This window comes from Bradyrhizobium sp. SPXBL-04, assembly GCF_051853035.1.
Taxonomy (GTDB): domain Bacteria; phylum Pseudomonadota; class Alphaproteobacteria; order Rhizobiales; family Xanthobacteraceae; genus Bradyrhizobium; species Bradyrhizobium zhanjiangense.
Genome location: NZ_CP182472.1, coordinates 7,158,359 through 7,171,794 on the forward strand (window position 1 = coordinate 7,158,359; position 13,436 = coordinate 7,171,794).

The following is a 13,436-nucleotide window of genomic DNA, read 5'->3' on the forward strand; positions in this document are numbered from 1 at the left end:
ACGAAAAGGTCCCTATTCCCCATCCCTTAAGCGCCGATACAGCGCGCCCAGAATATTGGAATAGTCGTCGCTCCAGACCCGCACCCTGTCGTCAGCTTCGGTCTGCTCCCATGACTTCGAGGAGGCGAGCTTGCCGATGTCGGCCTCCTCCCGCGCGGAGATGACGACGTCGGTCGAGAAGATGTAATCGGAATCGCGCCCGGAATCCTCGTTGAAGACCCAGCTCGTGAGATCGTTGGCATCCGCAATGCCGACCACGACGGTCTCCAGATCGAGATGCCGATTGGAGACGTGCATCACCACGGCGCCGTGCGGGGCGAGCTTGTCCTTGTAGATCTTCATCGCCTCCTTGGTCGCAAGATGAATCGGGATCGCATCGGACGAATAGGCATCGACGATGATGAGGTCGTAGGCGCCGTCGGGCTCCTTGGCAAAGGTGAGCCGCGCATCACCGATCACCGGCTTCAGATCCGGCAGGCAGCTCGAGATGTAGCGGAAATTTTTGGGGTCACGCGCCGCGTCGACCATGGACTGGTCGATCTCGAAGAATTTCCAACTCTCCCCTCGCTCGGCAGCACAGGCAAGCGTGCCCGAGCCGACACCGATCGCGGCGACCTTCAGCGGCGCGCCCTTACGCTCGCGGATCGCGCTGACCGCCTGACCGATGCCGCCGTCCTTGTGATAGTAAGTGATCGGCTCGGGCCGGCTGGTGACCGGCGTGCCGTCATTGTTGCGGAAGCGCTCCGCGCCGTGGATCGTGGTGCCGTGCATCAGTACGTGGAAATAGCCGCCGGGCGTCTCCACGATCTTGTGCACCCCGAAGAAGCTGCGCACCGTGGTGACGCGCCCCTCGTCCGCGGGATAAACCCGGATCAACGCCAGCGCGAGTACAACGGTCGCAAATATCTTCCAGCGGTCGGCATTGAACGTCAACGCCAGCAGCGCGGCGAGCACGCCGACGGCGCCGGCCACCCAGACGCGGTGGTCCTCGAACCAGATCGAGAGCCCGCCTGTCGCATAGGACGGCACAACGAGCGCCGCCGCGAGCGCGGCGAGCGCCAGCCAATACCATCGAACGAGGCCGGCGAGGCGCTCGTTAGCAGGCGGTCGGCACAGCGCGGCGAGCGCAATCAGGATCGGATATTCGGCGATCCACGAAAAGGTGAACGGCGCGACGAGCCCTGCGAACAGGCCGCCAACCATGCCGCCGAACGACAGCGCGACATAAAAGCCGGTGAGATATTTGGCCGCCGGCCGCGTCCGCGCCAGTTCGCCGTGGCAGGCCATGGCGATGACGAAGAAACACAATTGATGACCGCCGAGTGTGAGCAGCAGATTCTGCTCCCCGCCGAAAGCCAGCAGGACAACCACGCCTGCGATCGCAACCGGCTGGAGCATCAGCATCCATTTGTGCGGCAGCAGCGGACGCGACTGGAACACGACGACCCAGGTGAGCAGATACAGCGACAGCGGCAGCACCCACAAAAGCGGCGCCGCCGCGACGTCGGTGGAGATGTGCGCGGTCACCGCGATGAGCAGGCCCGACGGCACCGCGGCCAGGAAGATCCAGCGCAGCCGCGTCACCAGACTAGGCGCCGGCGCATTCACCTCCTCCGTTCGCGCATCCGCCACCGTCAGCTGCGGCGAGCGCAACAGCAGCGTGCCGCAGGCCGCGATCAGCAGGATCAAGAGGCCATAGCCGGCGGTCCAGAACCGGTTCTGCGCGTGCAGCGTGAACATCGGCTCCAGCAGGAACGGATAGGACAGCAGCGCGAGGAAGCTGCCGATGTTGGAGGAGGCATAAAGGAAATACGGATCGTGCCCGGCGGGATGGCCGGTGCGGACGAACCAGGCCTGCAGCAGCGGATTATTGGCGGCGAGCGCGAAGAACGGCAATCCGATCGAGACCACGAACAGCCCGAGCAGCCAGACCGCATAGCCCGAAGCGGGCGGCTCGCCGTAGGCGGAGGCGATTCCGAGCGGCAGCGTCGCGAAGGCCGCGATCAGCAGCACCAGATGCACTGCGACCGGAACGATGCGGTTTTTGACCTGCATCAACAGATGCGCATAGGCGTAACCCGCCAGCAGCAGCGACTGGAAGAAGACCATCGCCACCGACCACACCGCCGGCGAGCCGCCGAGCCGCGGCAGCACCATCTTGGTAAACAGCGGCTGCACCGAGAACAGCAAGAGCGCGCTGACGAAGATCGCGGCGGTGTAGACCGTCAGCAGCAGCCGGTTGCGCGAGGCAGACGATTGCTCCGTGGCGGCGGGTTGCACGATCGAATCCATGGGAGCTCCGGCAAAAGCGTTTTCCAGCGAAGTGGGCACCGGTTCGCGCGAGAAAACGCGTCGGACATTGCCCCCGGCGGACGACGGACGGGCGCAATGGAGCACAAGGCGCCTGAACGGGCAATAAAGAGGCGCGTGATGTTGCAGCGAGGAATGCTTAATATACAGATGTCATTTCTGGGACCGGTCCTTCGGGCCTTCCCAAAACGACCGTGGAACATTTGAACCCTTCATGAGCGAAACCGACGTCGTCATCATCGGCGCTGGCCATAACGGCCTCACCTGCGCTGCCTATCTCGCGATGGCGGGCCTGCGCGTGCGCGTGGTCGAGCGCCGCAAGGTGGTCGGCGGTGCGGCGGTCACAGAGGAGTTTCACCCCGGATTCCGGAATTCGGTCGCAGCCTACACCGTGAGCCTGCTCAATCCGCAGGTGATCCGCGACTTGAATCTTGCGGAACAAGGCCTGCGCATCGTCGAACGGCGCGCGCAGAATTTTCTGCCCGCGCCCGACGGCAGCTATCTCCTCACCGGCGAGGGGCGGACGAAAGATTCCGTCGCGCGGCTGAGCGCGCATGACGCCGATGCGCTCGACGGTTTCACGCGCGAGCTGGAAGAGATCGCCGACGTGCTCAGGCAATTCGTGCTGCGCGCGCCGCCGAACCTGGTTGACGGCTTTGGCACCCGCGCGATCCGTGAGGCCATGAATGCGTTAAAGACAGCCAACATCCTGCGCGGTCTCACGCTGGAGCAGAGCCGCAGCCTGCTCGACCTCTTCACCCGCTCCGCCGGCGAGATGCTGGACGAGCGTTTCGAGCACGATCTCGTAAAAGCGCTGTTCGGCTTCGATGCCATCGTCGGCAATTATGCCAGCCCCTACGCGGCGGGTTCGGCCTATGTGATGCTGCATCACGCCTTCGGCGAGGTGAACGGCAAGAAGGGCGTCTGGGGCCACGCCATCGGCGGCATGGGTGCGATCACGCAGGCCATGGCGCGCACAGCGCAGCACCGCGGCGTCGTGATCGACACCGACGCGGGCGTGCGCGAGATCATCGTCGAGCGCGACCGCGCGGTCGGCGTCGTACTGGAGAACGGCACGGCCATCCGCGCCAAATATGTCGCAGCCAACGTCAATCCGAAGCTGCTCTATACGCGGCTGATCGCGGCCGACGCCCTGCCCCACGAGTTCCTCGCGCGCATCCGGCACTGGAAGAACGGCTCCGGCACCTTCCGCATGAACGTGGCGCTGGACCGCCTGCCCTCCTTCACGGCGCTGCCCGGTGACGGCGATCATCTCACCTCGGGCATCATCCTGGCACCGAGCCTCGGCTACATGGACCGCGCGTATCTCGATGCGCGCGCGCAGGGCTGGAGCCGAGAGCCCGTCGTCGAAATGCTGATCCCCTCGACGCTCGACGACACGCTGGCGCCCGAAGGCAAACACGTCGCGAGCTTGTTCTGCCAGCACGTCGCGCCGGAGCTTCCCGATGGAAAGTCGTGGGACGACCATCGCGAGGAGGTCGCCGATCTCATGATCGCGACGGTGGACAAATATGCCCCGGGCTTTGCGGCGAGCGTGCTCGGCCGCCAGATCCTCTCACCGCTCGATCTCGAACGGCAGTTCGGCCTTTTGGGTGGAGATATCTTCCACGGCGCGCTGACGCTGAACCAGCTGTTCTCCGCGCGGCCGATGCTGGGCCATGCCGACTATCGCGGCCCGCTGAAGGGTCTCTACCATTGCGGCTCCGGCGCCCATCCCGGCGGCGGCGTCACCGGTGCTCCGGGCCACAACGCCGCACAGGTGATTCTGAGGGATCACCGATCGCTGTTCGGAAGCCGTGGGTAGGTCTGTGGATGAGCTGTGGACAGGCTAGCGAGAGATATGTGGTCAGGACGAGGATGCCCACGGACGGGCGAGCGGGACAGGCCTGGGGAAAGGCAGTGGAGAACAAAGGGGGCAATTGCGGGAAGAGTCCGCGGATAGCCGCCGTACAAGCTGCGGACAACCTGTGGAGACCGCTTGAGAGCCACACATACCCAAAATGACCTCGCCCCCTCGCGGGCGATGGGTCAAAGCTCATGAAGAAAAGTAGCCCGCGGTGGGAAATGGGAGGCGGAAATTACTTCAAAGAGGTGCTAATCGAACCGAACTTCTCGTTCATCGTGCTGCCCAGGCTGTTCACCAAGGTGATGATCGCGAGCGTGATACCGGCTGCGATCAGACCGTATTCGATCGCAGTTGCACCGGACTCGTCCGACCAGAATCTGCGAGCCGCGACTTATGCTGAAAAATTGGGAACAAAAGTTCCAAAAATTGAACCCGACGGAACACTAGGATGCAGCCCTCCCCTACCCATCGCGCCAGCCTCTCGATCGGCAGCGAGGCCGCCGCCAGGCGTGTCGTCGACGTGCTCACCGAGGTGTTTTTCGAGGGGGATGCGGCGGTCGCCGCCTTCGAGCGGCCGGACGGTCAATGGGACGTCACGCTGCATTTTGCCGCCGCGCCGGACCAGGCATGGCTGCGCGAACTCGTTGTAACTTCAGCAGGAAACGAGATCGCGGAGACGCTCGCCTTCGATATCGTCGAGGCCAAGGACTGGGTCAAAGCGAGCCTGGAAGACCTTGTGCCGGTCCAGGCCGGCCGTTTCGTCGTGCACGGCAGCCATGACCGCGACCGGGTGGCGGCGAACAAGCTCAAGATCGAGATCGAGGCGGCGCTTGCCTTCGGCACTGGCCACCACGGCACCACCCGCGGCTGTTTACTGCTGCTTGACCATGTCCTGAAAAGCGCACGGCCGAGGCGGTTGCTCGACCTCGGCACCGGGACCGGCGTGCTGGCGATCGCGGCGGCCAAGGCGCTGCATCGCGCAGTGCTCGCTTCCGACATCGACCCGCCATCGGTGCAGGTGGCGGCCGAGAATGCAGCGCTGAATGAAGTTGGTAACCATGTGCGGGTGATCCGTGCCACCGGCTTCGCCGCACCGGATTTTGGCAAATGCGGTCCGTTCGACCTGGTGTTGGCCAACATCCTTGCCAATCCATTGCGGCAATTGGCGAGCCCGATGGCGCGGCATCTCGCGCCCGGCGGGCGCCTCATCCTCTCCGGCCTGTTGACGCATCAGGCCCCCGCCGTGATCGCCGCCTACCGCGCGCGCGGCCTCGTGCCGCTGCGGCATTTGCGGATCGAGGGATGGAGCAGTTTGTTGCTGCGGAAGATGGGGTGAGTGCACCCGCGATGGCGCTGCGCTCCCTCGCCCCGCTTGCGGGGAGAGGTGAAGTCGAGCGTTCGCCGCGCTACTCCGCCGGCTTCTCGTCCTTGCGCATCGTGCGCTCATCCCGCAACGTCCGCCTCGCGCGGCGCTCGGCGAAACGATCGATCATCTGGCTGATGAGGCCGCGCGGCTTCTTCGGTGTCGCCCCAGTCGGGGCGCGACGCACCGGCGGCGAAATCTTCTCAAATGTGAACGATGCCATCGTGTGTCCCCTCGCCGTTGAGATGAACCACTTGCTCGAATTTCCCTGTTGTCCGGACGAAGCGCAACTGCCGCACCCTTTACTCCACTCCATTCGAATGGAACTATTTCAAGCACAGTCCATGCCAGATGCGACGCAAATGCGTCTAGATTGCGGACTGATCCCCATGATCCTAAAGTGATCCACCATGTTCGAAGCGCACTTCCAGACATTCGAGGAGCCCGAGGCCGGCGTCGCATTGGCGGCGCGCCTTGCTGCACTCCGCGAAGAACTCGCCCGCCGCAAGCTGACCGGATTCGTGATCCCCCGCGCCGACCAGCAGCAGAATGAGTATGTGCCGCCGTCGGAAGAGCGGCTCGCCTGGCTGACCGGCTTCACTGGATCGGCTGGATTGGCGGTGGTCCTGACCCAGGAGGCCGCGATCTTCGTCGACGGCCGCTACACGCTGCAGGCTGCCAAGCAGGTCGATGTGAAGGCCTGGGCAGTGGAATCGCTGATCGATCCGCCGCCGGAGAGCTGGGTGTCGGCGCACTTGAAGCCCGGCGACCGCCTCGGATTTGATCCGTGGCTGCACACTTCTTCAGCAGCCGAGCGCTTGTCCGCCGCCTGCGCCAAGGCCGGCGCTGAACTCGTTGCGGTCGACAGCAATCCGGTCGACGCGATTTGGCACGATCGACCGCAGCCTCCCCTCGCGCCGGTGACCGTGCACGGAATGCAACATGCCGGCCTCACTGAAGCCGACAAGCTGACACAGATCAGAGGCGAAATCGCCAAGCTCGGCGTCGATGCGCTGATGGTGTCGGACAGCCATGCCGTGGCCTGGACCTTCAACATCCGTGGCGCCGACGTCGCGCATACGCCGTTGCCGCTGTCCTATGCGCTGGTACCGAAGGACGGACGGCCGACGATCTTCATCGACCACCGCAAGCTCTCCAACCTCACGCGCGACCATCTCGAACAGTCCGCCGATGTGCGCGAGCCAGATGCGATGGCGCCGACGCTGATGGCACTGGCCAAGAGCGGCGCCGCAATCGCGCTCGACAATGCCACGGCGGCCGACGCGCTCAGCCGGCTGATTGCAGGCGCTGGCGGCAAGCCGGTGCGCGGCAGCGACCCGATTGCGCTGCTCAAGGCGGTGAAGAACGCGACCGAGATCAAGGGCACGAAGACCGCACATGTGCGCGACGCCGTGGCGCTGGCGCGCTTCCTCGCATGGATCGATCGCGAGGCGGGAAGCGGCAAGCTCACCGAGATCGACGCCGTCGAGGCACTGGAGACGTTCCGCCGCGACACCGGCGCGCTGAAGGACGTTTCGTTCCCGACCATCTCGGGCACCGGTCCGAACGGCGCCATCGTGCACTACCGCGTCACCCGCAAGAGCAACCGGCGGATCGCACCCGGCGACCTGCTCCTGATCGATTCCGGCGCGCAATATGAAGACGGCACCACCGACGTCACCCGTACGATGGCCGTGGGCGAGCCGACGGAGGAGATGCGCGACCGCTTCACCCGTGTACTGCGCGGCCATATCGCGATTGCGCGCGCGGTCTTCCCCGACGGCACCACCGGCGCGCAGCTCGACACGCTGGCGCGGCAATATCTCTGGGCCGCCGGCGTCGATTTCGAGCACGGCACCGGCCACGGCGTCGGCAGCTATCTCTCGGTGCATGAGGGGCCGGCGCGGATCTCGAAGCTCGGCACCACGCCGCTCAAGCGCGGCATGATCCTGTCCAACGAGCCCGGCTACTACAAGACCGATGGCTTCGGCATCCGCATCGAGAACCTCGAGCTGGTGGTCGCCCTCGACATCAACGGTGCCGAGAAGCCGATGAATGCGTTCGAGACGCTGACGCTGGCACCGATCGACCGCCGGCTGATCGATGTGGCGATGCTGAGCCGCGATGAGCTCGACTGGCTCAATGCGTATCATGCGCGGGTCAGGGCCGAGGTGGGGCCGGCGCTTGATGAAGCGACGAAGGCCTGGCTCGATCAGGCAACGGCGGAGCTGAAGCCGTAAGTTCGGTGCGCATGGCGCTAGGCGATTTGCGCAACGCTGCCTGCTCCACTACAGCCGTCCACCCGCGAAGGCGGGCATCCAGTACGCCGTAGCTTCTCCGCATACGACATCTGCCTCTGGAATACTGGATTCCCCGCCTTCGCGGGGAATGACAGCGGAGGCCGGGGCGGTCATCGCGCCATCATCGTAACCATCCCGGAATCCGTATAGCCGCATTCCGAAACGCCGATATCCGTCTTGCACGAGCGCGCTACAGTCGATTCGAATTCGAAAGACGGATACGCATGCACGGCATGATCAGCAAGCCGCCGGGAGCGGCGACAAATCTCGCGACGTCGCGCTTGGTGCTCCTGCTCTTGGTGGTCATGACCGGGATCGCGCCGATCTCGCTTTACATGCTGGTTCCGGCGCTGCCGGTGCTGGCGACCAATTTCGGCAGCGACATCTCTATCGCGCAGATGACGGTGTCGCTCTACATGGTCGGCATCGCGCTGTCGCAGCTCATCATGGGGCCGTTATCGGACCGGTTCGGCCGGCGCCCGGTGCTGCTTGGAGGGCTGGCGCTGATGATCGCAGCCAGCGTCGCCTGCATCTTCGCGCAAGACCTGCCGCAGCTGATCGCCGCGCGTTTCTTCCAGGCGCTGGGCGGAGCCGCCGGCATGGTGGTGAGCCGCGCCATCATCCGCGACATCTATGAGCGCGATCGCGTCGCCTCGATGATCAGCCTCGTGGTCGCCGCCCTGATGATCGGACAGATGGTCTCCCCGCTCACCGGCGGCCTGATCGAGACCGCGTTCGGCTGGCGCGCGATCTTCTACGCCATCACGATCGCCGCGATCATCGTCGCCGTCGGCATCGCTGTGGCGCTGCCGGAGACACGCCGCAGCCGCGCCGCCGGCAGCGGCTTTCGCGGCGACGTCGGCATCCTGATCCGCAACCGCGCCTTCGTCGGTTACGTGATGTGCCAGGTGCTGGCCTCGCAGATCATCTTCACCTTCGCCGGCGGCGGCCCCTACATCGTGGTGACGCAGATGGGACGCAGCAGCGCCGAATATGGCGCATGGTTCGCGACCTCGGGATTTGCGTTCCTCGTCGGCAATCTGCTCTGCGTGCGCTTTGCGCCGCGGCACTCGCTGGAGAAGCTGATCTGGTTCGGGCTTGCCCTCCAGCTCTGCGGCAGCCTACTGAACCTGATATGGAGCTTCGCCGGCTGGAACGAGGCGCCCGGCTGGCTGTTCGGCACGCAGATGATCGTGATGGCTGGCAATGCCTTCGTGATGGCGAATTCAGCCGCCGGCGCCATCAGCATCCGTCCCGAAGCCGCCGGCACCGCGTCGGGCGCAATGGGCTTCCTGCAACAGGGCATCGGCGCACTGATGTCGCAATTCGGCGCCTATCTCGGCGGCCACTCCACGACCACGCTGCCGCTGACCTCCGCGGTCCTCGCGATCTCGCTGCTCTGCGCCTGCACGATGATGTTCGTCGTCCCGCGCCGCGAGGTCGTGGTCAGCGAGAAGCTGATCGAGCAGGCGGAGGCGGAAGAGACGGGGATGATGTGAGGGGGCGGCGCGCTGCATCCCCGTCATTGCGAGCGAAGCGAAGCAATCCAGACCGCCACCGCGGAGGGACTCTGGATTGCTTCGCTTCGCTCGCAATGACGAAAAATCTCACTCCCCGATCAGCTTCAGCCACTCGTCCTCGGTCAGTACCTTCACGCCGTGCTTGTTGGCTTCGGCGAGTTTCGAGCCGGCGCCGGGGCCGGCCACGACGAGATCGGTCTTCTTCGACACCGAGCCCGACACCTTGGCGCCGAGCCGCTCCGCGGTTGCCTTGGCCTCGTCCCGCGTCATCTTCTCCAGCGAGCCGGTGAACACCACGGTCTTGCCGGCGACGGCCGAATTTCTCTTCGGCTTCTCGGCGTCGACGATCTCGACTTCCTTGGTCAACCGCTCGACGATGCCGCGATTGTGGCTCTCGCCGAAATAGTCGGCGATGCTCTTGATGACGGTGTCGCCAATCTGGTCGAGCGCGTCCATGTCCGCCATCGCCTCCTCGTCGCCCTTGGCAACCTTGAGGCAGGCATCGTGAAAGGCATCCCACGAGCCGTAGCCGCGTGCGAGGGCCAGCGCCGTGGTCTCGCCGACATGGCGCATGCCGAGCGCATAGACGAAGCGCTCCAGCGCGATTTTCCGCCGGCTCTCGATGGCGCCGAAGAGATTTCGCACTGACGTTGCGCCGTAGCCCTCGATCTGTTCGAGCTTGAGTTTTGAGTTGCGCTTCTCCAGCGTGAAGATGTCGGCAGGCTCCTTCACCCATCCCTCATCGAAGAAATACTGGAGCTGCTTCTCCCCCAATCCGTCGATGTCGAAGGCGCGGCGCGAGACGAACAGCTTGAGATGCTCGATCTTCTGATAGGGGCAGGCGAACTCGCCGGTGCAGCGGGCGCGCGAGCCCTCCTCGCCGGTCGCCGTCTCCTCACGCGTGACGTCGGTGTGCAGCGGACACGGGCACTTCTTCGGAAAGTGAAATTCCTTGGCGGTCTTCGGCCGCTTGTCGAGGACGACGTCGACCACCTGCGGGATGACGTCGCCGGCGCGCTGAATCACCACCGTGTCGCCGATGCGGATGTCGCGGCCCTCGCGCAGCACCTCGCCCTTGTTGCCGATGCCCTTGATGTAGTCCTCATTGTGCAGCGTGACGTTCTGCACGATCACGCCCCCGACGCCGACCGGTTCGAGCTTGCCGACCGGCGTGAACGAGCCGGTGCGGCCGACCTGGATTTCGATGTCGCGCAGCACCGTCATGGCGCGCTCGGCCGGGAATTTGTGCGCGATGCCCCAGCGCGGCGTGCGCGAGACGAAGCCGAGCCGCTCCTGCCAGTCGATCCGGTCGACCTTGTAGACGACGCCGTCGATGTCGTAGTCGAGTCTTGCGCGCTGCTCTTCGATCGAGTGATGGAACGCGAGCAGCTCCTCGATCGAGTGACACAGCTTGGTCAGCGGATTGGTCTTGAAGCCGCAACGCTCGAACCAGCCGATCATGCCGCTCTGCGTGCCCTCGGGCATCGCGCTCATCTCGCCCCAGGCATAGGCAAAGAAACCGAGGGGGCGCGAGGCGGTGATGGTCGGATCCTTCTGCCGCAAAGAACCTGCGGCCGAGTTGCGCGGATTGGCGAAGATGGTGCCGCCTTCGGCTTTCTGTCGCTCGTTCAGCGCCAGAAACGCCCTCTTGGTCATGTAGACCTCGCCGCGCACCTCGCAGATATCGGGGACGTTGCGGCCCTTCAGCTTCTGCGGCACGTCTTCGAGCGTGCGGATGTTGGCGGTGACATCCTCGCCTACCGCGCCGTCGCCGCGCGTCGCGGCCGTGATGAGTTCACCGCCCTCATAGCGCAGCGACATCGACAGACCGTCGATCTTGGGTTCGGCGGAGAAATTGACCTGATCGTCGCCGAGCTTGAGGAAGCGCGCGATGCGGCCCACGAAGTCGCGCACGTCCTCTTCGGCAAAGGCGTTGTCGAGCGACAGCATCGGGAGGGCGTGCCGGACCTTCCTGAAGCGGCCCGACGGCGCCGCGCCGACCTTCTGCGACGGCGACTCCGCGCTGACGAACTCCGGAAAGCGCTTTTCGATGGCGTTGAGGCGCTGCCGCAACGCATCATATTCGGCGTCGGTGATGGTGGGCGCGTCCTCTTGATAGTAGCGCTCGTTGTGCCCCTCGATCTCGAGCGCCAGCCGCTTGTGCTCGACCTTAGCCTGCGCCTGAGTGAGATCGGCGACGTCGCGAGGCGGTGTTGCTTTGGATTTTGCTGCTCTGGCCATGGTGCTTGGATACGACGGAGCGGGCGGGAGGGTAAAGGTGGTTACGATTGCGTGCCCCGGACGCAGCGCAGCGCTTCTTCGGCGGTGCGCTACAGAGCCGGGGCCCATGCGCGGCATTCTGTTGGGTCCCGGCTCTTCGGCCGGGACAAGAGAGCGTCAAGCCGTCGCCGCCTTGAGCAGCCGTTCTGCGGCCGCTCTCGCTTCCGCCGTGATCTCGGCACCCGCCAGCATCCGCGCGATCTCCTCGCGGCGGTGGTCGGCGGCCAGTGCATTGACGCGGGTGGCGACACGCTTGCCCTTGTCAAGGGCGTCCTTGGAGATCAAGAGGTGCTGGTCGGCGCGGGCGGCGACCTGCGGGGCGTGGGTCACGGCCATCACCTGCACCTTGCCGGCGAGCCGCGCCAGGCGCCCGCCGATGGCATCGGCGACCGCACCGCCGACGCCGGTGTCGATCTCGTCGAACACCAGGGTCGGCGCCGAGCCGCGGTCGGACAGCACGACCTTGAGGGCCAGCAGGAAGCGTGAGAGCTCGCCGCCGGAGGCGACCTTCATCATGGGCCCCGGCTTGGTACCCGGGTTGGTCTGCACCCAGAACTCGACGCGATCGAAACCCTGCGGCCCCGGCGCGGCCTCGTCTGTCTCGACCTGGGTCATGAATTTTGCGCGTTCGAGCTTGAGCGGGGCGAGCTCGGCGTTGACGGCCTTGTTGAGCTTCTCCGCCGATTTCTGCCGCGCCAGCGACAATTTCTTGGCGGCGGCCGCATAGCGGCTATCTGCCTCGATCGCGGCCTGCTCCAGCTTCTTCAGCCGCGAGGCGCCGGCATCGATCAGCACGACGTCGGCGGCATATTTGGCGGCCAGCGCGGCGAGGCCATCCACCGGCGTCGAATATTTGCGAGACGCCGCACGCAAAGCAAAAAGCCGCTCCTCGATGCGTTCGAGCTCGGCGGGATCGAAATCGGTTGCGGCCAGGGCCGCCTGGAGATGCTGGTCGGCTTCCTCCAGCGCGTTGATCGCGGCGTCGATCGCCTTCACCGCCGGCTCGACCAGCGCCGGCGAGTTGACGCCGCGCCGTTCCAGCCGGCGCACTGCGGCCGACAGCGCCGCGACCGGCGAATGATTGCCGCCAACCGCCTCCTGCGCCTCGCGCAAATCGGAAGCGATCTTCTCGCCCTGCATCATGGTGGTGCGGCGCGAAGCCAGCGAGGTCTCTTCGCCGTCCTTGGGCGCGAGCTGCTTCAGCTCGTCGGAGGCATGACGCAGATAATCGGCCTCGCGCGCGGCGCGCTCCATGCCGGCGCGATGCTCCTCAAGCTCGGTATTGGCGGTGCGGCGGGCGTCCCAGAGCGCTTCCACGGCGGCGACGTCCTTTTCGAGGCCGGCAAAGGCGTCGAGCAGGCGGCGGTGGGTGGCGGCATCGACCAGCGCGCGCTCATCGTGCTGGCCATGGATCTCGACCAGGGCGGCGCCGACCGCCTTCAGCGTCTGCACGCTGATCGATTGGTCGTTGATGAAGGCGCGGGTGCGGCCGTCGGCGAGTTGCACGCGGCGGAGAATCATCTCACCCGTGTCGTCCAGGCCGTTCTCGGCCAGGATCTTCGTCGCGGGGTGATTTTTGGGGACATCGAACATGGCGGTGACCTGCCCCTGCTCCGCGCCGTGGCGCACGAGGCCGGCATCGCCGCGGCCGCCGAGCGCCAGCGCAAAGGCATCGAGCAGGATGGATTTGCCCGCACCGGTCTCGCCGGTCAAAACCGCAAGACCGGTGGCGAATTCGATATCGAGCCGTTCGATCAGGACGATGTCACGGATCGACAGACGCGCCAGCATGGAAC

General features: G+C 65.3%; 8 protein-coding genes and 1 pseudogene. 4 read left to right on the forward strand and 5 right to left on the reverse strand.

What is annotated here, in order from left to right:
* Positions 1-12 precede the first annotated feature (12 nt).
* A complete protein-coding gene (locus ACNJX8_RS34200) occupies positions 13-2,292 on the reverse strand; it encodes a fused MFS/spermidine synthase (protein ID WP_439358304.1) in 2,280 nt (759 codons plus the stop codon).
* A gap of 232 nt (positions 2,293-2,524) precedes the next feature.
* Here ACNJX8_RS34200 and ACNJX8_RS34205 point away from each other — a divergent pair, with 232 nt between their 5' ends.
* Positions 2,525-4,135, forward strand: coding sequence for a phytoene desaturase family protein (locus ACNJX8_RS34205; protein WP_439358305.1), 1,611 nt, complete (start codon positions 2,525-2,527; stop codon positions 4,133-4,135).
* 274 nt (positions 4,136-4,409) lie between these two features.
* Here the strand turns inward: ACNJX8_RS34205 and ACNJX8_RS34210 are convergent.
* Positions 4,410-4,556 (reverse strand): annotated as a pseudogene (locus tag ACNJX8_RS34210) (Flp family type IVb pilin); the annotation flags it as partial.
* Positions 4,557-4,625: 69 nt separating this feature from the next.
* On the opposite strand from ACNJX8_RS34210, the gene ACNJX8_RS34215 reads away from it, so the two are divergent.
* Positions 4,626-5,513, forward strand: a complete 888-nt coding sequence (locus ACNJX8_RS34215) for a 50S ribosomal protein L11 methyltransferase (protein WP_439358306.1) — start codon at positions 4,626-4,628, stop codon at positions 5,511-5,513.
* A gap of 70 nt (positions 5,514-5,583) precedes the next feature.
* Here ACNJX8_RS34215 and ACNJX8_RS34220 read toward each other — a convergent pair whose 3' ends face one another.
* Positions 5,584-5,763 carry a hypothetical protein gene (locus tag ACNJX8_RS34220; RefSeq protein WP_439358307.1) on the reverse strand — a complete coding sequence of 60 codons (180 nt, stop codon included), beginning with the start codon at positions 5,761-5,763 and terminating at the stop codon, positions 5,584-5,586.
* Positions 5,764-5,950: 187 nt separating this feature from the next.
* Here ACNJX8_RS34220 and ACNJX8_RS34225 point away from each other — a divergent pair, with 187 nt between their 5' ends.
* Positions 5,951-7,780: an aminopeptidase P family protein gene (locus tag ACNJX8_RS34225; RefSeq protein WP_439358308.1), complete on the forward strand. Its 1,830-nt coding sequence runs from the start codon at positions 5,951-5,953 to the stop codon at positions 7,778-7,780.
* A gap of 284 nt (positions 7,781-8,064) precedes the next feature.
* Positions 8,065-9,339 (forward strand): multidrug effflux MFS transporter, encoded by a 1,275-nt coding sequence (locus ACNJX8_RS34230; protein ID WP_439358309.1) that lies wholly within the window; start codon positions 8,065-8,067, stop codon positions 9,337-9,339.
* Between the two features lie 108 nt (positions 9,340-9,447).
* Here the strand turns inward: ACNJX8_RS34230 and ligA are convergent, their stop codons facing one another.
* Both ligA and recN read right to left on the reverse strand, forming a co-directional pair.
* Complete coding sequence (gene ligA / locus ACNJX8_RS34235) at positions 9,448-11,601, reverse strand: NAD-dependent DNA ligase LigA (protein WP_439358310.1); 2,154 nt, start codon at positions 11,599-11,601, stop codon at positions 9,448-9,450.
* A 156-nt stretch (positions 11,602-11,757) separates the two neighbouring features.
* Positions 11,758-13,431, reverse strand: a complete 1,674-nt coding sequence (gene recN, locus ACNJX8_RS34240; RefSeq protein ID WP_128936023.1) for a DNA repair protein RecN — start codon at positions 13,429-13,431, stop codon at positions 11,758-11,760.
* Between the last annotated feature and the right edge of the window lie 5 nt (positions 13,432-13,436).